We start from the raw sequence: 22,013 nt of genomic DNA, 5'->3' as shown, positions 1-22,013 counted from the left end.
CGCGGGGATTCGTCATGCCCGGGCTTGTCCCGGGCATCCACGTCCTTCGAGCTCGCTGACGGCGGATGGCCGGGACAAGCCCGGCCATGACGGCAAGGGGCGGACGGGATGTCACCGGTTGAAAAGTTGCCGCAAGACGTCGTTCATTGGCTGACTGTCCTGCTGCGCGGTCGTATCGCTCGGCACCGCAGGGGGAGCGGGCTCGGCCGGAGCGGCCTCGGTCGGCGCCGGTGCGGGCGAGGCCGGGCTCTGGATGCTGCGTTGGCCGCCCGGCCGCGTGCCGCCCTGGCCCTGGCTCTGGCCCAATCCGCTCAGGCCCTGCTGCAGGAGATTGCCGAGGGTCTCGCCGAGCTGGCCGCCAAGCGGACCGCCCGGCTGCTGGCTGCCAGCCGCGCCCTGTCCGCCGGCGCCGTTCTGTTGTCCGCCGGCCGCCCCCGGCTGTCCGCCGAGCAGGCTGCCGATCGCGGCGCCAAGCCCGGCGCCGTTCTGGCCGAACAGGCCCTTGCCCATCTCCTTCAGCTTGCCATAGGCGGCATCGGGATTGTCGAGGATGCCCTGCATCTCCGGATAGATCCGTGGGCTCCCCCATGGCCCTGAGATCATCACGGGGATGCCGAGCCCGACCGGATCGCCGGCGCGGCCCTGGCCCTCGGTGGTCATCACCAGCTTCGGCTCGACGCGGAAGCCGATCTGCTTGGTGCCGAGGTCGATGGTGCCCGCGCCGGTCATCTTGACCAGCGGGCCGACCAGATTGAGATCGGTGGTCTGCGCCTGGCCCTTGTCGATCTTGAACGATGCCGACAATTGCGACAGGTCCGTCAGCTTCTCTTCGCTCTCCTGCCAGCCCGACAGCGTGCTCGCCGTCAGCGAGCGGATCATCTGCGCGACGTTGAGGCCCTTGATGGCGCCGTCCTGGAACACGACGAAGGCGGTGCCGGCCATGTTCGACATGATCGCGCGCTGGCTGGTGCCGGAGGAGCGCACGCTGAGCTTCGCCTGCATCTTGCCGTCGAGCTTGTCGAAATCGGCGAGGCCATGCAGCAGCGGAAGCGCGCGCACGCCGGTGAGGTCCGCCCGCATCGTGTAGATGGGATTGGCGGTGGAGACATCGAGGGTCAGATCGCCATTGGCGTTGCCCTCATAGGCGCCGAGGTTGGAAACCTGCGCCTTGAGGACGCCGCTTGTGAGCGTGGCCTCGATCGCGGCGGGGGTGAAGCGCGCGTCGCCGACGTTGAGCTCGGCCGCGGAAATGCGCGCCTGCAGGTCGATATAATTGAGGCCGTTGACGTCGATCGTCGCACTGCTCCAGGGCTGTGCCGAAGTATCGCCGGTGCTGCGCGTCGTCGCGACCGCGAGCTTCTGGAAATCGAGGTCGAGCTTCACCAGCGGCTTGCTCGACAGATCGACCGAGGCCCAGCCGTTGAACGCGGCGTCGCCGAGCGCGCCGGTGACGCCGTTGATCATCACGACCGAGCCGTTGAGCCGGGCTTCGGCCTTGGCGGTGAGCGGGGCGCGCAACAGGTCGGGTGCGTCGATCTTGATCTCGGCCGGGATGTTCTGCCGCTCGATCGGGGCTGCGGGCGGCGTCGCCTTGAGCTCGAATTTCAGCGGATAGCCGTCCCGGCGGGCGCTGCCTGTCAGCACGACCTTGCGGTCGGAAGCGATGGTGACGTCGGCGTTGACGGTCTCGATTCTGCGCTCGACGCGGTCGCGCAGGTTGGAGAACACGATGGTGCCGCCGGTGACGCTGATGTGCTCGATCGAAAAAGCGTCAGCCGTCTTGCCGGTGGCGGGCTTCGAGGGAGGGGAGGCGTCCCTCACGCGCTCGCGCCGCAGCGGCAAATTCGCCACCGGACGGATGATGACGAGTTCGGTGATGTGCGGCTTGCCGGCCCACAGGCTGGCGAGCGTCACGTCCGCCTCGATGCTTGCGGCCGCGAAGCTGCGGTTGATGTCGCGGTCGTTCGGGTTCTGCAGCGTGACATCGTTCAGCGTAATGTTGAGCGATGGCCACAGGCCGATCCTGGCGCCGCCATTGATGGTGAGCTTGTAGCCGGACTCGCGCTCGACCCGCTCCTGGATCTGCGCCGTCAGGAAGGAGGACGGGATGCCGATCACCAGCAGCAGCGCGATGACGACGACCACGGCCGCGATGACGGCGCCGGCAATTTTCAATGCTTTCATATCGACATTCCAGACCGCGCAAACGGCACTTATTTCGGCGGCGCAACACGCGGGCGCAACCGGTCAGGCGAGCTTACCCCGGAAAGGGTAGGGCCCAAAGAAGCCAAAAATATTCCGAGGGTACTGCAAAGTTATGTGACTTATGACACACTCGTTGGCATAGGAATCTTGCTAACGGCCTGAGGGGGCGGGTCCGGGCTGATTTTGGAAGGTAGTACAATGAGCAAACAGGCCGAATTTGCGGTCATTTTGAAAATGAATCCGATGTTTGCGGATCTTGGCGCTGACGAATTGCAGCGCATCTCCGGCCTTTGCCACACCGAGCAGCTCGGTCTCGGCGAAATGCTGTTCCAGAAGGGCGATGCCGGCGACGCCCTCTACGGGGTCCGCCGCGGCCAGATCCGGATCGAAACCGGCGCCTCCGACGGCAGCCGCCTGACGCTGAATTTCATGGGCCCCGGCGATCTGTTCGGCGAGGTCGCCGTCCTCGACGGCCAGAGCCGCACCGCGGACGCCACCGCCGGCGAGCCATCGGAACTGTTCGTGCTGCGGCGCGAGGATTTCCTGGCCTTTCTGGAGCGCGAGCCCAAGGTCGCGATCAAGATCATGAAGCTGCTGTGCCAGCTTATCCGCTGGCAGAGCGAGCGGATGGAGGAAAGCGTGCTGCAGCCGCTGCCGGTCCGGCTGGCGCGACGGCTCTGCGCACTCGCCTCCGATTTCGGTTCCGAAGTGCACATCTCGCAGGAGCAACTCGGCGTCTTCGTCGGCGCCGCCCGCGAAAGCGTCAACCGTCAACTGCAGCTCTGGCGCAAGGACGGCATCCTGGACCTGCAGCGCGGACGCATCCTGCTGCAGAACATGACCAAGCTGACGGCGGTGGCACGGAACGAGTGAAGTTCCCTCGTTCGTCAACCATGACCTGCTGTGGTATGATGACCGCATGAACAAGATACTCAAAGAAGTGATCGAGCACGCCGAGACCTGGCCCGTGGAGGATCAGGAGGAACTCGCCGAATACGCCCGTGAAATCGAGGCGCGGCGGACGGGCGTCTACTCGATGTCAGACGATGAGCGAGCGGCGGTCCGGAGAGGGTTGGCTGAAGCTGATCGCGGGGAATTCGTGCCGGACGAGATCGTTACCGAAGCCGACAAGCGCCACGACGGATGAAGATACGCTATACGCCCGCTGCCTTCTCCGACCGAGAGCGAATAATCGAATACCTGAGAGAGCGATCTGCGGGCGGTGCGCGGAACGTAGCGGCAAGCATTCGCGAGGCGGTAGCCCAGCTCAAAGATCATCCGCACAGCGGCTATCGGACGGATGATCCCGACGTGCGGGTAATATTTGTCGTCCGTTATCCCTACGAGATCTTCTATCGAATACGAGACGCGATAGAAATTCTGCACATCCGGCACACGTCTCGAAGAGCATGGAAGAACGATAGGTAGCCGGCTCTACCCTCAAAGGGCGCAGAGCCGGCCCTACTTCGCCGCAGGCGACATCGCGGGCGGGCCCTTGGCTGATGGCTCGTGGTGATGATCCGGTCCGTGACCGCCCGCCTCGGTCTCCGCGCTGGAAACGATCAGTTTCTTACCCAAGCGCCAGAACATTGCGCCGAGATCGTCCATCACCATGAACATCGCGGGCACGAACACCAGCGACAGGATGGTGGAGAATATGAGACCGCCGATCACCGCAAGCGCCATCGGCGAACGGAATTCGCCGCCGGCGCCGAACGCCAGCGCTGACGGCATCATGCCGGCCGCCATCGCGATCGTCGTCATCACGATCGGGCGGGCCCGCTTCATGCCGGCGTCGATGATGGCCTCGTCGCGCTTCTTGCCTTCGCGGATCGCTTCGACCGCGAACTCCACCAGCATGATGGCGTTCTTGGTGACGATGCCCATCAGCATCAAAATGCCGATCCACACCGGCGTCGTGAGCTGCTTGCCGGTCAGCAGCAGTGCCACGATCGCGCCGCCGATCGAGAGCGGCAGCGAGAACAGGATGGTGATCGGCTGCAGGAACGTTCCGAACAGCAGCACCAGCACGGCGTAGACCATCATCAGCCCGGCGGTAATGGCGGTGGCAAAACCGTCCGACAATTCGGCCAGGCTTTCAGCGTCGCCCGACGGGCTCACCTTCACGCCCTTCGGCAGGCTCTTCATGACCGGAAGGTCGTAGATCTTCTTGGTCGCGTCGCCGAGGGCCGCGGTGCCCACGAGGTCGGCGGCCACCGTTGCCTGCCGTTCGCGGTCGTAGCGGTTGATGCTGGTCGGGCCCTGATCGAGCTGGATGTCGGCGACAACCGACAGCGGCACGCCGCCGCGCTCGCCGCGCTGCCCGAGCGGCACCCGCAACTGCTGCAGCATCTGCAGGTCGCTGCGCGCGCTGTCCTCGAGCTGGACGCGGATCGGCACCTGGCGGTCGCCGGCGTCGAATTTCGCCAACGCCGGACCGACGTCGCCGATGGTGGCGACACGGATCGTCTGCGACAGGCTTTCGGTGGAGACGCCGAGCCGTGCCGCCAGTTCTGCGCGCGGCCGGATGCGGAGTTCGGGTCGGTCGAGCGCGGTTTCCGAGATCACGTTGGCGATGATCGGAATCCGCTTCATCTGCGTCGCCAGTTCGCTGGCGACGTTGTTGACGATGTTGCTGTCGACGCCGGTCACGACCAGCGAAATCGCGCGCAGGCCGTTCTCGTCGAGGAACCAGAAGCGGATGTCGGGAACGTTTTCGAGCTCCTGGCCGATTTCGAGTTCGAGCTGCCGCTGCGTGATCTTGCGATCGCCTTTCGGCGTGTAATTGATGATCAGCGCGGCGCGGCGGACTTCCTGTGTTCCCGGCGGCACCCTTCCGCCATCGACGAAGATGCTCTTCACCTCGGGCCGCTTGCGCAGGCGGGCGACGATTTCCTCCGTCACCTTCTCGGTATAGGCGAGCTGCGAGCCCGGCGGCAGCTCCATCGCCAGCAGCGAGCGCGCGGTGTCCTGCGCGGGCAGGAAGCCCTGCGGCAGCAGCGTAATGCTCCAGATCGAAGCCGCGAAGACGCCGAAGCCGATCAATACCGTGATGAAATAGTGCTTAACCGACCATGTCACGAGCCGGGTGTATCCTTGCAGGATGCGCCCAGGCGGCGGGTCCTCGTGCGGATGATCCTTCAGGAAGTAGGCGGCGAGCACCGGCGTCACGAAGCGCGCGGCGAGCAGCGAGAAGAACACCTGCACCGACACCGTGATGCCGAACTGCTTGAAGAATTGCCCGGCGATCCCCGACATGAAACTGGCGGGCGCAAAGATCGCGATGATGGTCAGCGAAATCGCGATCACCGCGAGGCCAATTTCGTCGGCGGCTTCGAGGGCCGCGCGATAGGGCGATTTGCCCATGCGCATGTGGCGCACGATGTTCTCGATCTCGACGATGGCGTCGTCGACCAGGATGCCCGTCGACAGCGTGATGGCGAGAAAAGAGACCAGGTTGAGCGAGAAGCCGAGCAGGTCCATCACCCAGAACGCCGGGAAGATCGACAGCGGCAGCGAGATCGCGGCGATGACGGTGGCTCTGATATCGCGCAGGAACAACAGCACGATGATGACGGCAAGGATCGCGCCCTCGAACAGGGTCGAGATCGCCGCTTCATAATTGCCCTTGGTGAAGTCGACCGAGGTGTCGATCAGCTTCAGGTCGACGTCGGGATAGGCGACCTTCAGCGCGTCGATGCGCTTCTGCACGGCGGCCGCCACCACCACGTCGCTGGCGCCCTTGGAGCGCTTGATGCCGAGCGCCACCACGGGCTCGCCGTTGAAGCGGGCAAAGGTGCTGCGATCGGCGATGGTGTCGGTGACGGTGCCGAGATCGTCGAGCCGCATTTCGCCGCCGCCGAACAGCGGGATCATGGTGCCGGCGAGTTCGTTCAGCGTCTTGGCGCCGGCCAGCGTGCGGATCGCCTGGTCGTTCTTGCCGATCTGGGCGCGGCCGCCAGCGACGTCGACATTGGTGCCGCGCAGGATCTGGCTGACATTGACGGCCGTGAGCCCCGCGGCTTGCAGCCGGTCCGGATCGAGCGACACCAGAATCTCGCGCTCGACACCGCCAATGCGCTCAACCTGCGCCACGCCGCGCACGCCCTGCAGCGCGCGTTTGACGACGTCGTCGACGAAATAGGAAAGCTGCTCCGGCGTCTTGCCGGGCGAGATCGCCGCATAGGTGACGATCGGCAGGCCGATCACGTCGACGCGCTGGATCAGCGGCTCGTTGACGTTCTGCGGCAGGTTGGAGCGAACGCGGGTGACGGCGTCCTTGACGTCATTGAGCGCGCGATCGGTGTTGGTCTCCAGCGCGAACTGGATCGTGGTCACCGACAGGCCGTCGGTGATCGACGACGAAATATGCCGCACGCCCTCGACGCCGGATACGCCGTCCTCGATGGTCTTGGTGACCTGCGATTCCAGCTCGGCGGGAGCTGCGCCAAATTGCGCGACGGCGACCGAAATCACCGGGATGTCGGCGCTCGGCAGCCGTGTCACCGCGAGCTTGGTGAAGCTGACCCAGCCCAGCACCAGAAGGATGATCGAGAAGACGATGGAAGGCAGCGGGTTCCTGATCGACCATGCCGAGATGTTCAATGCCATTAGCGTGTCCGCGTGCGCTCGAGTTCGTCGGCGAACATGGTCTTGATCTGGTCGCCGTCATGCAGCGAGGTGCCAGCATCAGCCACGACGATTTCGCCGACGTCGAGGCCTTCAAGAATTTCGGTGGAGGTTTCGGAGGTCAGGCCGACGCGCACCCGTCGCGTCTCGATGGTGTTGCCTTTCACGACCTGCAGGGTCAGGCGGTCGATGGCGGTGCGCGGCACGGCGACGCCGCAGGAACGTTTGGCGTCGATATTGGCGCGGGCGAACATGCCGACCTTGAGCGACGGATTGTTGTTCAGCGAAATCCGGACCTTGCCGAGCTGGGTGGTGCGGTCGATCTGCGGCGAAATCTGCCGGACCTTGCCGACGACGTCGGGCGCGTCGTCGCGGCTGATGCGCACCGTCGCACCCGGATTGAGCTTGAGCAGGTGAATGCTCGGCACTTCGGCTTCGAGCTCGATTTCATTGTTCACGGCAATGCGGAACATCGGGCCTGCCTGCGGCGAGGCCGGAGCGCCGACTGCGGTCCTGACCTCAGTGACCAGACCGGCGGCGGGGGTGCGTAGCGAGATCGGCCCCTGTCGGCCGCCCGGGGCGCCGGGCTGCTGCTGCGGCGGCGCGGTGAGGCGCGCCAGTTCCTGATTTTCGGTGACCATGTCGCCTTCCCTGACGAACAGGTCGGTCACCCGTGAGCCTTCCTGATCGACACCGATCTGGGCCTCCCGGCGCGGCACGATAAAGCCGGTGACCCGCACCATGTCGGAGAAGCAGGCATTGGTGGCTTTGGTCACGATCACCAGCGCCTGGCCCGGCGTGTCTTTTTCTTCGGCGTGCGGACGGTGCTCGAACCAGTAATAGCCGACGGCGAGAGCGGCAACGAAGGCCACTCCGAGCGCAGGTTTGAGGTATTCGGAGAATTTCATCGCCGGATCAATCCAGACTGGAAGTCAAATCAAACAGGGCGCATTTGGCTGGCCGACGACCTGCAATGGAGCCCAAAACGAATACGTCCCGCACGGGGGCTGCGGGACGCATTGTAGCCGGAAAATATTGGTCGGCGCCACGCCCTTACTTGCAGTCCTTATTTGGCTGCGTTCGACGCCGTGGCCTTGTTTTCCATATTCACGACCTGGACGCGGCGGTTCACTTCCGCCATCGGCTGGCTCGGATCCTTGAGCTTGCTCTTGCCATATCCGACGGTGACGAGATCGGTGCCGTTGATGCCGTATTTGTCGACGAGATAGCGCTTGATCGCGTCGGCGCGGCGCTCGGAGAGATCCTGGTTATAGGTTTCGCCGCCGGCCGCGTCGGTATGGCCCGCGACCACGAAGGTCGAACCTTTGAGATCATTGTTGGTGAGCGCACGGCCGAGCGCCTGAACCGACGGCAGCGACTTCGCGCTGATATCGGCCGAGTTGTAGTCGAAGTTGATCTCCAGATCGATCTTCGGCTTGTCCTTGACGATGGCGGCGATCTCTTCGCGCTCGGCGCTCGAAAGCGAACGCGTGGAGCGGCCACGGATCTTCTGGACGAACTTGCCCTCGGCGGCGGTTACGGCCGGGTCGACGGTGGTCTGCGGACCGGTCGAAAGCCCGCGGGTCAGCGGCTTCTTTTCCGGTACCAGCGCGCGGACGATCTGATCCTCGGTGACGCTTTTGTCCTGGGCCAGGGCGGTTCCCGCGCTAAAGGAAATTGCGGCGCCGAATGCCGCAACCGAGACGATTGCGGTAAAGGGTCTCGCTGCTGAGATATTTGCCATTGTCAGTCCCCTCCTGCGGGCTTCCCACGCGGTTCCAACGTCATCCAAATGAGCTACCGGACTTTGGGTCGCGGCCGGCTGCTTCTCTTTAGTCTGGACGCCCGCGATAGGGTTCGAGGGGCCGCCAGCCTTCATCTAAAAAAATCGTCACTGCACCCCGTAATCGGCGAATTCCTTGACGATATTGGGGTCCATCGCCTTCGCATTGTTGATATCCAGGTCGCCTTCCGAAATCGAACCGTTGCGCTTCTTGGCAAGGCCCCGACCGTACAGCGACGACGTCAATCTCGGGTTGATCTTGAGAGCGGCATCGAAATCAGCAATTGCATTCTTGTTCTGGCCGCTCTTCAGGTTGACGAGGCCGCGGCTGTCGAGCGCGTCGACGAAATTCGGTCGCAGCCGCAACGCCTCGTTGCAATCCTTCAGGGCCGCCTGCAGGTCGCCGATCACCGTGCGTGCCCAGCAGCGGTTGTTGAAGGCTTCCACATCCTTCGGGTTCAGCCGCAGCGAATTGTTGAAGTCCTTGATGGCGAGTTCGTAAGCGCCTTTGCTCGCATAGACCTGCCCGCGCCGGTACAGCGCGGCGGCATCGTCCGGATTTTCGTTGAGCTTGGCGTTCAGGCTTTTGATGGTCGGATCGTCGGCAAGCGCAGGCACGGTCGGGCCGGGGCTCTCGGCCGGCTTGGCCGGCGGCGGGGGTGGAGGAATCGCGGCTTCAACCGGTTTTGGCGACGCGGGCGGCGCAGGCGGAGGCGCCGGTGCGGCCACCGCTGGGGGTGCAGGCGCAGGCGCGGGAGCAGGTGGCGCTGCAGGCGCCGTGGCCACCGGACCAGGCGGCGGGCTCGCCGGCCGCGGGCCTGAGCCGCTGGGGATGAAGGAGAAATCCTCGGCCAGCGACGACGAAATCCACGGCACCTGTTCCTGGCGCGAGACGCGGGTCACGCCGACACGGGTGCGATTCAGCGTTTCCTCCGCCATCAAATCGGGGGTGCGGATTTCCTTCAGCAGTTCTTTCACGAACAGGCTGCGGTCGCTGCCATTGTCGGAAACGACGGACGAGAGCGCGGCCGAATACATCACCAGTGTGCCGTTCGGCGCAATGACCGGCGCAAGGCCGGCGGAAAAGCTGCGGAACCGGCGCTCGAACGGATTGCGCCTGGAGGCATCGATCAGCGCGATCTTGACGCCGGCGCCCCGGCTGTTGATCTCCCCCAGCACGGTCTCGAGGCTGAAACCGTCACGGCGGACGTCGGGCTCGGTCCAGATCTGGGCATCGACGGGGATCATGTAGCTCTGGCGGCTCGACTGCACGCCAAAGCCGGAGAAGAAGATCAGCGCGACCGAGCCCGGCTTGATCTTGCCATACAGGCGCTCGAAAGCGCGGCGCATCTGCTCGCCGGTGAGGTTCTCGCCGATATCGACATTGAAACCGTCGCGCTTGAGCTCTTCGGCGATGTCGCGGGCATCGTTGATCGGCTCCTTCAGCGGCGCCTCGGCGTCCGGATATTTCGCGTTGCCGATCACCAGCGCATACCGTTCACCGGCTGCGAACGACGGGGCTACCGACGCGACCGAAAAAAACAATGTGAGGAGTAATGCAAGGCGGATTTTCATAATAACGGCAGCCCAGATCACGGCAGTCCAGCCAAAAATGGCGCCGATACCAGCTCGCGCCGCGGCGACCTTACTCTACGCTCCCAGCATTATCAAACCGCGCCCGCAGCCCGTCAACCGCTTGCGATGTCGTCACTAATTGCGACAATTCACCGCGACAGGGGCGGGGCGGACGAAAGGAATAAAAGCGTCTGTGATGGCAGAACCACAGCTTGCAATTGGTCGGGGCAAACGGTTCCTGGTCTGCCGACAATGCTTTCGCACACGTACCCGGCTTCGCGTCCCGACATGACCGTGATACCCCGCGAAAGCGGGGCATCCAGCGTGCCGCGGCCCGTCGGCTTTAGCTGCCGCCGATACCGCGTCACCCCGCTTTCGAGGCGACGCCACTCGGCGGTAATGTGATCCCTCTCACATAGTGCGCGGCGCTGTCATGCGGCGGTCATTCGCCTCGGGGTTTGACCTTTGCGGATGACAATGGCTTGTTGCCGGGGTCGGCCAATCCACGCATCCAAGAAACTTCCAAAAAAGGTAACACCGATGGGAAATGCCTACGAAATCTACGCGCTGCGCTACGCGACGATGTCGCCGCGCACCCCCCATTTGAATTTTCTGATCCCCGATCCGCACGAGACCACCGCGCAGGACCTGGATTATTTCGTCTGGCTGATCCGAGGCGGCGGTCGCGAAATTCTGGTCGATACCGGCTTCAATGCCGAAGAGGCGAAGGCGCGCTCGCGCAAGCTCACGCTCAATCCGGTCGACGCGCTGGCGGATTTCGGCGTGGCCGCCGGCACAATCCGCGACGTGATTGTCACCCATTTGCACTACGACCACGCCGGCAATCTCGATCGCTTCCCCAGCGCGCGGTTTCATCTGCAGGACCGCGAGATGAGCTATGCGACCGGGCGCTGCATGTGCAACGGCATGCTGCGGCATCCGTTCTCGGTCGAGCACGTCACCACGATGGTGCGCCATGTCTATGGCGAGCGCGTCACCTTTCATTCCGGCGACGGCGAGATCGCGCCCGGCGTGACGGTGCATCGCGTCGGCGGCCATTCCGACGGGTTGCAGGTGGTGCGCGTGGAAACGGCGCGCGGGCCGGTGGTGCTGGCGTCGGACGCGGCACATTACTACGCCAATCTGCAGAAGCGCAGCCCGTTTCCGATCGTCTACAATGTCGGCGACATGGCGCAGGGCTGGGAGATCGTCGAGCGGCTGGCCGGGCATCCCGACCGCTTCATCCCCGGCCACGATCCGATCGTGAGCGAGATCTATCCGCGCGCCAGCGACAAGGTCGATGTGTTCGCGCTGCATCTTGCGCCATCGCGTTCGTTTGCGAAATAGCTGATGGCTTTGATGTCAGCGCACAAGACTGTCGGCTTCATCGGCCTCGGCGTGATGGGCGAGCCGATCTGTCGCAATCTCGTGAAGAAGAGCGGCAAGCGCGTCATTGCCTTCGATCTGTCGCCGGAGCCATTGGCGCGGCTGCAGGCGGATGGCGCCGAGATCGCAGGCTCCGTTGCCGATTTGATCAGGCAAAGCGACCTGCTGTTCCTGTGCCTGCCGAGCGCCAAGCATGTGCGCACGGTGTTCGAAGGCGACGGCATTCTCAGGAACGTCCGCAGCGGGCAGGTCGTGGTCGATCTCGGTACGTCGTCGGTCAGCCAGACCCGCGATTTTGCCGGGCAGTTGCAGGCCAAAGGCACTGCCTGGGCCGACGCGCCGATCGCGCGTACGCGACAGGCGGCGCAGGACGGCACGCTGAGCGTGATGGTTGGCGCGACGCCTGCGCTCTACGCCGACATCGAGCCGCTGATCCGCTGTTTTGCGACCGACGTCACCCATTGCGGCGAGGTCGGCGCGGGGCAGGTGACAAAAATCCTCAACAACATGGTGCTGTTCGAAACCGTCAACGCGCTGGCTGAGGCGGTCGCGGTGGCGAAGCACAATGGCGTCGATCCAAAACTGCTGCTCGATACGCTTTCAAAGGGCTCGGCGGACAGCTTTGCGCTGCGCAACCACGGCATGAAGGCGATCGTGCCGGGCAATTTTCCTGAGCGCGCGTTTTCAACCGAATACGCGCTGAAGGATTTGTCGTACGCGCTGGAGCTGGCGGCCGACGCCGGCATCAGGATTCGCGGCGCGGAATTGATCGGTACGGTGCTGCAGGAAGCCATCGATGCCGGTTCGGGGGACAACTATTTTCCTGTCATCGCGAAGCATATTGATAGCCGCTAACCGGAGACAACCATGATCCATCGCTTTGCCGGGCTCACGCCCACCCGCAGCCGCGCCGTCGCTCACGAGGATCTCGTTTTCACGGTGGCGGTCGCGCCGGATCCGGTCAGTTCCTCGATGTACGAGCAGAGCGCAAAGGCGCTCGCCCGGATCGACGAAAGCCTTGCGCTGTGCGGCACGGACAAGAGCAAGATCCTCTCGGCCATCGTCTATATCACCGACATCAAGCGCAAGGCCGAGATGAACCGCGCCTGGGACGAGTGGGTCGATACCAGGAACCCGCCGATGCGCGCCTGCATCGGCGTCGATCTCGAACCGCCGCACATCGTGGAGATCGTGGTGACGGCAGTGAAGTGAGCCGGTCAGTAAGCCTCTTTCGCATCGGCCTCTTCGCTGGTCTGCACCAGTTCGAGGCTCTGCTCGATCTTGCCGAGCAGCCGCGCGAAATCGCGCCGCTCCTGCGCGGAGAGGCATGACAGGATTGCCTGCTCCTTGCGCAACAGGCGCGGGATCAGTTCCTCGTAGAGGGTTGCGCCCTTGCGTGTCAGGCGCAGGCGGAATTCGCGGCGGTCGTCCTCGTTCTCGACGCGCTCGATGATCTGCCGCTTCATCAGCGAGGTGACGGCCCGGCTGATGGTGGATTTGTGGGTGCGGGTGCAGTGGGCGATATATTGCGCGCTGCAGGCATCGTGGCGGAAGCCGAGCGTCGCCAGCACGCGCCATTCCGGAATGTCGAGCCCGTAGCGGACCGCATACTCGGCCGAGAGCGCGGAACTGACTTCCGCCGCCAGCCGGTTGAGCTGAAACGGCGCGAATTTGAAGAGATCAAGGCGCGCGGCTTTTTTCGGCGCGCTCTCTTCTCGTGGATCGGCAGCCATTTCGCCTGAAATCGCCTTTGGCAAGAATCGCCTCGATTTGAGTTGACGCCGGACCCGGCCGGGGGTTTAAGATAGTTGCAGGTGAGACTAATTTAGCAGGGTCGCAGGCCCTTGGCTAGTCACGGGGTTGAGCCCGCATGGCGCTGACTAAAACCCAGTTCGGCTATCGCCGCCACCCCGATCAGGACCGGGCGGGTGCGAACATCGCTGAATACGCCGTCGTCGTGGTCGGCGCCGGCCCGGTGGGGCTGTCGCTGGCGATCGATCTGGCGCAACGCGGGCAATCCGTCGTGCTGCTCGACGACGCCGACCGGATCGGCGAGGGCTCGCGGGCGATCTGCTTTTCAAAACGCTCGCTCGAATTCTGGGACCGGCTCGGCATCGGCCAGCGCATGGTCGACAAGGGCGTGGTGTGGAGCGTCGGCAAGATCTTTCACGGCGAGCAGCAGCTCTACCAGTTCAATCTGCTGCCGGAGCAGGGCCACAAGCGGCCGGCCTTCATCAACCTGCAGCAATTCTATGCCGAGGCCTATCTGGTCGATCGCGTCGGCGAGCTTCCCGCAATCGACCTGCGCTGGCGCAACAAGGTGACGGGGCTCGAGCCGCGCAACGACCATGTGGCTTTGACGATCCAGACGCCTGATGGGCCGTATCGGCTGAATGCGCAATACGTCATCGCCTGCGATGGCGCGCGTTCCTCGCTGCGGCAAATGGTGGGTGCGGAATTCGCAGGGCAAGTGTTCGAGGATCAATTCCTGATCGCCGACGTCAAGATGACGGCTGCGTTTCCGACCGAGCGCTGGTTCTGGTTCGATCCGCCGTTCCATGCCGGACGTTCTGCGCTGTTGCACAAACAGCCAGACGACATCTGGCGGATCGACCTGCAGCTCAATCGCTTTGCCGATCCCGCCGTCGAAAAGCTGCCGGAGAACGTGCGGCCCCGCATCGCGCGCATGCTCGGCCATGACAAGTTCGATTTCGAATGGATCTCGCTGTACAAGTTCCAGTGCCGGCGGATGAACAAGTTCGTCCATGGCCGGGTGATCTTTGCCGGCGATGCCGCGCATCAGGTCTCGCCGTTCGGCGCCCGCGGCGCCAATTCAGGGCTCGAGGATGCCGAGAATCTGGCGTGGAAGCTTGATCGCGTGCTGCGGGGAACCTCGCCGGAGGCGCTGCTGGAGAGCTACCATACCGAACGCAGTGCGGCCGCCGACGAGAACATCCGCGAGTCCACGCGCTCGACCGACTTCATGGCGCCCAATTCGCACCAGGAGGCGCGGCTGCGCAAGGCGGTGCTGTCGCTCGCCAAGGAAACCGAGTTCGGCAAGCGCATGGTGAATGCGGGGCGTCTCTCGACGCCCTCGATCTATGAGACGCCGCTCTCGACCGCCGATGGCGACAGTTGGCGCGGCGGCCCGCGGCCCGGCGCTTCGATGGCGGACGCGCCGGTTGCAGGCCCGGGCGGCGAGCCGATGTTCCTGACGGAAGCCTTCATACATGCCGGAACGCGGTTCACGTTACTGGAGTTTGGCAATGGAGCGGCCGTGGAAGTGCCTGAAGGGGTGGGTACGGTCCGCATTGGCGATGGCGGCTTGGCCGATGCCGCAGGGCTTGCGGTCGCGCGCTACGACGCCGAGCCGGGCACCGCCTATCTGTTGCGGCCCGATGGATATGTCGCGGCGCGGTTCCGGCATCCGACCCGCGAGGGGCTCAACGCCGCGCTGGCGCGTGCTGCCGGCCACAACTGAGGTTTCGAATTGAGGTTTTTCTAATGGCGCTATCGACCGCTTCGAATTTTTCCAAGCCCGACGACGCGTTTCGCGCCATCGTCGAGGCCCATCGGGGCTTGAGCGACGAACAGAGCGCCGATCTCGACGCGATGCTGGTTCTGGTTCTCGCCAACCACATCGGCGATCTCGCCGTGTTGCACGAGGCCATCGCGCTCGCCAAGCGGCGGATGCTCGACGCGAGCCCGCAGCAACAACAGCAGCAGTAATTCATGTCTCGAACGAAGTCAGGAATCGAATTGATGGCCAAAGGTTTCGCGTCCACGACCGATCTGGTGGAGAAGAAGATCACCTTCTCCGAAATCGGCACCGATCTCTACGCCTTCACCGCCGAGGGCGATCCGAACTCCGCGATCATTGTCGGCGACGACGGCTGCCTGGTGTTCGATGCGCAGGCGACACCGGCGATGGCGAACAAGGTGATCGAGCGCGTGCGCACGGTCACCGACAAGCCGATCAAATATGTCGTGCTGTCGCATTACCATGCCGTGCGCGTGCTCGGGGCTTCCGCCTACAAGGCGCAGGGCATCGTGGCCTCAGCCGAAACCCATCGGCTGATCGAGGAGCGTGGCCAGCAGGATTGGGATTCCGAATATGGCCGCTTTCCCCGCCTGTTCCAGGATGCGCAGAGCATTCCCGGCCTGACCTGGCCGACGCTGACTTTCGAGGGCGAGATGTCGATCTATCTCGGCAAGCGAGAGGTGCGGCTGATGCAGCTTGGCGCCGGGCATACGTCCGGCGACATCGTGGCCTGGGTGCCGGATGCGGAGGTGATGTTCTCCGGCGATCTCATCGAATATCACTCCGCCTGCTATTGCGGCGACGCGCATTTGCGCGAATGGCCGGCTACGCTGAATGAAATCCGCGCCTTTAACCCGAAAGCGATCGCGCCGGGCCGTGGCGACGCGCTGAAGGGACTTTCGACCGGCCGCGATGCCATCGCGATGACGCGCGATTTCGTCACCTCGCTTTACGGCGCGGCGGAGAGCTCGGTCGCCAAGGGCCGCACGCTGAAAGAAACCATGGCCGCGACGCGCGAGGTGATGGACCCGAAATTTTCCAGCTTCGCCATTTACGAGCATTGCCTGCCATTCAACGTCTCGCGCGCGTTCGACGAAGCCTCGGGAATCGACGACCCCGTGATCTGGACCGACAAGCGTGACCAGGAAATGTGGGCCGCCCTGCAAGGAGGAGGATGACCATGAATATCAATACCTCGCCTGATCAGATCGTTCGAAGCACCGCGCAATTGACGCCGGGCTACATGTCCGGCTTCGGCAACAGTTTTGAGACCGAGGCGTTGCCCGGCGCGCTGCCGATGGGGCGCAACTCGCCGCAGCGCTGCGCCTACGGGCTCTATGCCGAACAGCTTTCCGGCTCGCCCTTCACCGCGCCGCGCGGCAGCAACGAGCGCTCATGGCTTTATCGCATCCGCCCGTCGGTGAAGCATTCGGGCCGCTTCGCCAAAGCCGATGCCGGGCTGTGGCGCACCGCGCCATGCCACGAATACGACTTGCCGATCGCGCAACTGCGTTGGGATCCCGCGCCGATTCCTGGGGAGGACATGACCTTCCTGCAGGGCGTGCAGACCATGACGACCGCAGGCGATGCCAACACCCAGGCCGGCATGGCTGCGCATGTCTATCTCATCACCAAGTCGATGGTCGATCAGCACTTCTACAATGCCGACGGTGAGATGATGTTCGTGGCTCAGCAGGGCAATCTGCGGCTCGTCACCGAATTCGGCCGCATCGATATCGAGCCGGGCGAGATCGCCGTGATCCCGCGTGGCGTGAAATTCCGCGCCGAGATTCCGAACGGCCCTGCGCGCGGCTATCTCTGCGAGAATTACGGTGGCGCGTTCACGCTGCCGGAGCGCGGGCCGATCGGCGCCAACTGCCTCGCCAATTCGCGCGACTTCCTGACCCCCGTAGCGGCTTTCGAGGACAAGGACACGCCGACCGAACTCTATGTGAAGTGGGGCGGTTCGCTGTTCAAGACGACCCTGCCGCATTCGCCGATCGACGTGGTGGCCTGGCACGGCAACTACGCGCCCTACAAATATGACCTGCGCACCTTCTCGCCGGTCGGCGCCATCAGCTTCGACCATCCCGATCCCTCGATCTTCACGGTGCTGACGTCACCGTCGGAAACCGCGGGCACCGCGAATATTGACTTTGTCATCTTCCCGGAACGCTGGGCGGTCGCGGAGAATACTTTCCGTCCGCCCTGGTATCACATGAACATCATGTCGGAGTTCATGGGGCTGATCTACGGCGTCTACGACGCCAAGCCGGAAGGTTTTGTCCCCGGCGGCATCAGCCTGCACAACATGATGCTGCCGCATGGCCCGGATCGCCAGGCGTTCGATCACGCCAGCAATGGCGAGTTGAAGCCGGTGAAACTGACCGGCACCATGGCCTTCATGTTCGAGACGCGATACCCGCAGCGCGTGACCCAGCACGCGGCGAAGTCGGCGACCTTGCAGGATGACTACGCCGATTGCTGGAAGGGACTGGAGAAGCGGTTCGATCCGAACAAGCCGTGAGGTGTCGCAGGCCATTTAAACTCTGTCATGCCCGGGCTTGTCCCGGGCATCCACGTCTTGAGGCAGCAAAGAGAAGTCGTGGATGGCCGGGACAAGCCCGGCCATGACGATGCCCAATCGGAGAGACATTGTGCCCCATCCCAACGACCCCAAACTGCGCTCCTTCATCGACGTCGCGCCCGATTCCCATTTCCCGATCCAGAATCTCCCGTACGGCGTGTTCTCCGCCAAGGACGGCCTCGCCCCGCGCATCGGCGTCGCGATCGGCAATTACGTGCTCGATCTCTGGCAACTCGCGCAGGATTGCCGGTTCGACGTCGTCGAACCCGCCGTCTTCGTCGCGCCCCAGCTCAATCCGTTCATGGCGCTGGGGCCAAAAGTCTGGTCGAGCACGCGCGCGCGGATCAGCGAGCTTCTGCGGCAGGATCATCCCGAGCTGCGCGACAATGAAAAGCTGCGCAAGCGCGCGCTGTTGCCGATGGCGGATGTAAAGCTGCACATGCCGTTCGCCGTTTCGGGCTATACCGACTTCTATTCATCGAAGGAGCACGCCACCAATGTCGGCGTGATGTTCCGCGGCAAGGACAATGCCTTGCAGCCGAACTGGCTGCACATGCCGATCGGCTACAACGGCCGCGCTTCCACCGTCGTCGTCAGCGGCACGCCGGTTCGCCGTCCGCGCGGGCAGCTGAAGCCGCCGACCACCGACGTGCCGAGTTTTGGGCCCTGCAAGCGGCTCGATTTCGAACTCGAGATGGGCGTGGTGGTCGGCCAGCCGTCGGTGATGGGTGAAATGCTCACCGAGAAGCAGGCCGAAGAGATGATCTTCGGCTTCGTGATCCTGAACGACTGGAGCGCGCGCGACATCCAGCAGTGGGAGTATGTGCCGCTCGGCCCGTTCCAGGCCAAGGTGTTCGCGACCTCGATCAGCCCGTGGGTGGTGACGCGCGAGGCGCTGGAGCCGTTCCGATTGCATGGGCCTGCGCAGGACCCGAAGCCGCTGCCCTATCTGCAGCAGGCGCAGCCGAACAATTACGACATGGCGCTCGAGGTCGGTTTGCGCGCGGCGCAGATGAACGAGGCCCAAAACATCAGCCGTACTAATTTCAAGTACATGTACTGGTCGTCGGTGCAGCAACTCGTGCACCACGCCTCGTCCGGCTGCGCCATGAACGTCGGCGATCTCTTAGGCTCTGGCACCATCTCCGGCCCGGAAAAGGACCAGCGCGGCAGCCTGCTCGAAATAAGCTGGAACGGCACCGAGCCGGTGGAGCTGGCCGCGGGCGTGAAACGGACGTTCCTGGAGGACGGCGATTCGCTCGTGATGCGCGGCTGGTGCCAGGGCGATGGCTATCGCGTCGGCTTCGGTGAGGTGGAGGGTACTATCGTACCTTAGGCGTTATGTTACCAGCTTGCCGGCGGCAAGGTCGCCGCACAGCAAAAGTCGTTCAAGATCAGTTACTTTTCGCCGAGTACTTGACCGCTGATGTCGAGCATGGAACTCTCCATTCAACCTTTAATTGCCTGGGCCTTAATTTAGCTGTGAAGCAGACCTCGAAGCAAGATACTTGCCCAAGATAGGTTTACCGTTGTGGCTAAGCAACAGTCTCGAAATGATTTCAAGCGAATATTAAAAAAAGGTAAAAACGGCGTTTCAAGCGGCCATTCGCGAGACTCCAAGAGCCGCGTTGCCTGGCTGCACATTTCCGATTGGCATCAAGGCCTCCCCGATCTCGACCGAAGCGTTCTGCTGCAAGGAATGCTGGAAGACATTCGCGCCAGAAGTAGCTTTGATCCCGAACTGTCGGACATCGATCTCGTTGTCTTCAGTGGCGATGTCGCATTCTCAGGAAGCGCATCTGAGTATGCGGCCGCAAAGACTAGCCTCATTGATCCAATACGTAGCCTTATTGGCGAGCGAGCTACATTCGTGTTCTCGCCGGGAAACCACGACCTAGAGCGAGACAAGATCTCCGAAATCCCGCTCGACTGGGAAAAGCTGTTGTCCTCGAAGGCGCCCGAGCGCCAACGGCAGCTTGGCGACTTGCTGTACGATCGCAAGAAGTCTCCCATGATGCTCTCGCCTTTCCAGAGCTTCTATCATTTCTCAAAGGACAACGGCTGGTCGTATCCGGATGGGGATCTCGTTCATTCGCTCATTCTGGATCGCGGGTCCAACAAGCTCGGCATCGCAACGATCAATACGGCTGTTTGCTGCGGTCGGCACGCGATACGCGCAAAGGGTGAAGCCGCCGATCATCCATACTGGGACTATGGTACACTCGCGATCACTGAACGACAGCTTCGTGATGCCATGGCGCGGCTGCGTCACGCCGATTTCAAGATTCTTGTTATGCACCATCCGTTGAGCTGGGTGCATGAAGATGAGCAGGCCATCCTAGAGCAACTGATCTCATCGAATTTCGACCTGGTCCTGTACGGGCATGAGCACTTGCCGCGATTCAGTTCAGTCTCTGGAAATTTCGGCGACATCAAGTTTATTCCCGCCGGGTCGGCGTATGCAGGCAGGACGCCAGCCAATCCGCGCTATACAAATGCGTTCAACTTCGGTCTGCTGAACTGCGCGACGGGCGAAGGTGCCATTCACCATCGGAGATGGATGGAAGAACGTGACTGCTGGACAACGGATAACAGGTACTGGCCCGACGGAGTCGCCCGCTTCCTGATTCAAAAGAAAATCCTGCCGCAGAATTCAAAGTATCTTTTCCACGCCCTGCGCCGGTTCAAGCCTTTCCATTCCAAGCGCGCTGGGACAAAAGCGGAAATAACGCTCAAACATCGGCCGATAAGCCTGCCAGAGGGCAACTTCATCGAAGCCACGGTTCGCTATAAGATCGAGTTGTATCCCGGGCCCGAGGAACTCTTCGAGTTTAGAACCATCACAAACAAGCGCGTCGAAAATCATCCTTCGAAGAATATTCGAGATCGTGCATTCTCGGTCATCAAAATGTCGCCGAAGCCGAAGGCGCAGAAGCGCGACAAGGTGCTAAACAACCGGATCGCTGGAGCCGCTCAGATCTCGTCAAAAACGACCGTTGTCGAATATCAGTATCAGATGTTGGAGATGGACAATGGCGTCTGGTACTTCGCGCTGGGGCGCTTCATAGACCATGTCAAGATCTTCATTGAGAAGGCGGGAGGCTTCGAATATGAGTTTCAGCCGGTCGGCGGCTTTCCCGACCTGCAGCCTGGTCCCGATGGGCTGCTGAGCTTCGAGACAGTCGAAAGCGACGGCGGCCATTTGCCTGGTCAGGGCTATATGGTGCAGTGGTATCCGTCGGTCCGAAAGGCCAGGTAGGACGTAATTTGCGTCGCGCCGTGTCGATCACTTAAGCGCGCGGAGTTTCCTCAGAAACTGTTTCACAGGGACCGCGCCTACCGCTCTTCGGGTCGAATATGCCCGATCTTCGCCGAATGGGCCGCGACTTCCTCAACGCTGTACTTCAAGTGCACCCGTTTGTCTGACGGCGGGTGCTTCGCCGCGCATACCCCGGGCCGCCGCTCGGTCGCGGGCCGGATCGGCCGGCGCTCAAAACCGCCGCCGCAGTTCGGGCAGACATTGTGCAGCTTGTTGTCCACGCAATCCGCGCAGAACGTGCATTCGTAGGAGCAGATCCGCGCGTCCACAGCGTTCGGCGGCAGGTCCTTGTCGCAATATTCGCAGTTCGGCCGGAGTTGCAGCGCCATGGCGGTCTCGTGATGTGAATCCTGGGGGATCATCGCAAATCGGAGGGAAAACGCGAATGACAAATTTCCCTCAAATTGCGCCACGTCAGGACTTCAACGGCAACCTCGCGCTCTCTTTCAGCCGGTCCAGCACGATCGATGAGCGCACATGCGCGACGCTCTGGTGCGGCATCAGCACGTCGTTGACGAGCCCGGAGAGGTCCTTGAGGTCGCGCAGCAGAACCTTCAGCACGTAGTCGGCGTCGCCGGTGAGCGAATAGGCCTCCTGGATGTCGTCGACGCGGTTGACCAGTTCACGGAATTTCTTGGCGTTGTCGGGCGAATGCGTCGCCAGCGTGATGTGGACGAAGGCGATCAGGTTGAAGCCGAGGGCTTCGCCGGCGAGGTCGGCGTGGTAGCCCGCGATCACCTTTTCCTCCTCCAGCCGCATCCGCCGCCGCGAGCATTGCGAGGCCGACAGGCCGACGAGATCGGCGAGCTGCTGGTTGGTCAGCCGGCCGTCGTCCTGCAGCGCGGCCAGTATTTTGAGATCGAATGTGTCTACGGAGATCATGCGCCAACTGCCGTTTCTATGCACGATATGTGCGCGATCATAGCCAGATGCACGGCCATTTGCACACACTTTGCGCGCGTTTCGACCGATATTGATCCAGCTCAAT

Annotated in this window: 20 protein-coding genes; 12 read left to right on the top strand and 8 right to left on the bottom strand. The window is 62.8% G+C overall.

The window, feature by feature from the left end; translation table 11 throughout:
* Positions 1-111: 111 nt before the first annotated feature.
* On the bottom strand, positions 112-2,184 hold the full coding sequence (locus V1293_RS22125; protein WP_334512200.1) for an AsmA family protein: 2,073 nt from the start codon (positions 2,182-2,184) through the stop codon (positions 112-114).
* 219 nt (positions 2,185-2,403) lie between these two features.
* Here V1293_RS22125 and V1293_RS22120 point away from each other — a divergent pair, with 219 nt between their 5' ends.
* From V1293_RS22120 to V1293_RS36205, 3 genes are read left to right on the top strand one after another with little or no spacing between them, the layout of a single operon-like run.
* Positions 2,404-3,078 carry a Crp/Fnr family transcriptional regulator gene (locus V1293_RS22120; protein ID WP_334512199.1) on the top strand — a complete coding sequence of 225 codons (675 nt, stop codon included), beginning with the start codon at positions 2,404-2,406 and terminating at the stop codon, positions 3,076-3,078.
* Positions 3,079-3,124: 46 nt separating this feature from the next.
* A complete protein-coding gene (locus tag V1293_RS22115; protein ID WP_334512198.1) occupies positions 3,125-3,352 on the top strand; it encodes a hypothetical protein in 228 nt (75 codons plus the stop codon).
* Complete coding sequence (locus V1293_RS36205) at positions 3,349-3,633, top strand: type II toxin-antitoxin system RelE/ParE family toxin (protein WP_442894263.1); 285 nt, start codon at positions 3,349-3,351, stop codon at positions 3,631-3,633. The genes V1293_RS22115 and V1293_RS36205 overlap by 4 nt, the downstream gene beginning before the upstream one ends.
* Before the next feature lie 33 nt (positions 3,634-3,666).
* Here V1293_RS36205 and V1293_RS22110 read toward each other — a convergent pair whose 3' ends face one another.
* The 4 genes from V1293_RS22110 to V1293_RS22095 form a co-directional block, all read right to left on the bottom strand.
* Positions 3,667-6,816: an efflux RND transporter permease subunit gene (locus tag V1293_RS22110; RefSeq protein WP_334512196.1), complete on the bottom strand. Its 3,150-nt coding sequence runs from the start codon at positions 6,814-6,816 to the stop codon at positions 3,667-3,669.
* Positions 6,816-7,742: an efflux RND transporter periplasmic adaptor subunit gene (locus V1293_RS22105; protein ID WP_334512195.1), complete on the bottom strand. Its 927-nt coding sequence runs from the start codon at positions 7,740-7,742 to the stop codon at positions 6,816-6,818. The genes V1293_RS22110 and V1293_RS22105 overlap by 1 nt, the downstream gene beginning before the upstream one ends.
* Positions 7,743-7,900: 158 nt before the next feature.
* Positions 7,901-8,578: an OmpA family protein gene (locus V1293_RS22100; protein ID WP_334512194.1), complete on the bottom strand. Its 678-nt coding sequence runs from the start codon at positions 8,576-8,578 to the stop codon at positions 7,901-7,903.
* A 147-nt stretch (positions 8,579-8,725) separates the two neighbouring features.
* Complete coding sequence (locus tag V1293_RS22095; protein ID WP_334512193.1) at positions 8,726-10,192, bottom strand: caspase family protein; 1,467 nt, start codon at positions 10,190-10,192, stop codon at positions 8,726-8,728.
* A gap of 540 nt (positions 10,193-10,732) precedes the next feature.
* Here V1293_RS22095 and V1293_RS22090 point away from each other — a divergent pair.
* From V1293_RS22090 to V1293_RS22080, 3 genes are read left to right on the top strand one after another with little or no spacing between them, the layout of a single operon-like run.
* Positions 10,733-11,539: an N-acyl homoserine lactonase family protein gene (locus V1293_RS22090; RefSeq protein WP_334512191.1), complete on the top strand. Its 807-nt coding sequence runs from the start codon at positions 10,733-10,735 to the stop codon at positions 11,537-11,539.
* 3 nt (positions 11,540-11,542) lie between these two features.
* Positions 11,543-12,433, top strand: a complete 891-nt coding sequence (locus tag V1293_RS22085) for an NAD(P)-dependent oxidoreductase (RefSeq protein WP_334512190.1) — start codon at positions 11,543-11,545, stop codon at positions 12,431-12,433.
* A 12-nt stretch (positions 12,434-12,445) separates the two neighbouring features.
* Positions 12,446-12,790 (top strand): RidA family protein, encoded by a 345-nt coding sequence (locus V1293_RS22080; RefSeq protein WP_334512188.1) that lies wholly within the window; start codon positions 12,446-12,448, stop codon positions 12,788-12,790.
* 5 nt (positions 12,791-12,795) lie between these two features.
* On the opposite strand, the gene V1293_RS22075 is transcribed toward V1293_RS22080, so the two are convergent.
* On the bottom strand, positions 12,796-13,311 hold the full coding sequence (locus V1293_RS22075) for a MarR family winged helix-turn-helix transcriptional regulator (RefSeq protein WP_334512187.1): 516 nt from the start codon (positions 13,309-13,311) through the stop codon (positions 12,796-12,798).
* Between the two features lie 137 nt (positions 13,312-13,448).
* Between V1293_RS22075 and V1293_RS22070 the strand changes: the two genes are divergently transcribed.
* The 6 genes from V1293_RS22070 (at position 13,449) to V1293_RS22045 (ending at position 20,965) form a co-directional block, all read left to right on the top strand.
* A complete protein-coding gene (locus tag V1293_RS22070) occupies positions 13,449-15,059 on the top strand; it encodes an FAD-dependent oxidoreductase (protein ID WP_334512185.1) in 1,611 nt (536 codons plus the stop codon).
* Between the two features lie 23 nt (positions 15,060-15,082).
* Positions 15,083-15,307 (top strand): DUF2783 domain-containing protein, encoded by a 225-nt coding sequence (locus V1293_RS22065; RefSeq protein WP_334512183.1) that lies wholly within the window; start codon positions 15,083-15,085, stop codon positions 15,305-15,307.
* A gap of 33 nt (positions 15,308-15,340) precedes the next feature.
* Positions 15,341-16,297, top strand: coding sequence for an MBL fold metallo-hydrolase (locus tag V1293_RS22060; protein WP_108522249.1), 957 nt, complete (start codon positions 15,341-15,343; stop codon positions 16,295-16,297).
* A 2-nt stretch (positions 16,298-16,299) separates the two neighbouring features.
* A complete protein-coding gene (hmgA, locus tag V1293_RS22055) occupies positions 16,300-17,646 on the top strand; it encodes a homogentisate 1,2-dioxygenase (RefSeq protein ID WP_334512180.1) in 1,347 nt (448 codons plus the stop codon).
* 130 nt (positions 17,647-17,776) lie between these two features.
* Positions 17,777-19,042 (top strand): fumarylacetoacetase, encoded by a 1,266-nt coding sequence (fahA, locus tag V1293_RS22050; protein ID WP_334512178.1) that lies wholly within the window; start codon positions 17,777-17,779, stop codon positions 19,040-19,042.
* A gap of 195 nt (positions 19,043-19,237) precedes the next feature.
* On the top strand, positions 19,238-20,965 hold the full coding sequence (locus V1293_RS22045; RefSeq protein WP_334512176.1) for a metallophosphoesterase family protein: 1,728 nt from the start codon (positions 19,238-19,240) through the stop codon (positions 20,963-20,965).
* A 77-nt stretch (positions 20,966-21,042) separates the two neighbouring features.
* Here the strand turns inward: V1293_RS22045 and V1293_RS22040 are convergent, their stop codons facing one another.
* On the bottom strand, positions 21,043-21,354 hold the full coding sequence (locus V1293_RS22040) for a DUF1272 domain-containing protein (protein ID WP_334512174.1): 312 nt from the start codon (positions 21,352-21,354) through the stop codon (positions 21,043-21,045).
* Between the two features lie 85 nt (positions 21,355-21,439).
* Positions 21,440-21,907 (bottom strand): Lrp/AsnC family transcriptional regulator, encoded by a 468-nt coding sequence (locus V1293_RS22035; RefSeq protein ID WP_334512172.1) that lies wholly within the window; start codon positions 21,905-21,907, stop codon positions 21,440-21,442.
* Positions 21,908-22,013 lie beyond the last annotated feature (106 nt).

Origin of the sequence: Bradyrhizobium sp. AZCC 1693, from assembly GCF_036924745.1 — a bacterium.
Lineage (GTDB): Bacteria > Pseudomonadota > Alphaproteobacteria > Rhizobiales > Xanthobacteraceae > Bradyrhizobium.
Note: the sequence above shows the minus strand (reverse complement) of the source record. Positions and strands in the feature narration are given on the sequence as shown.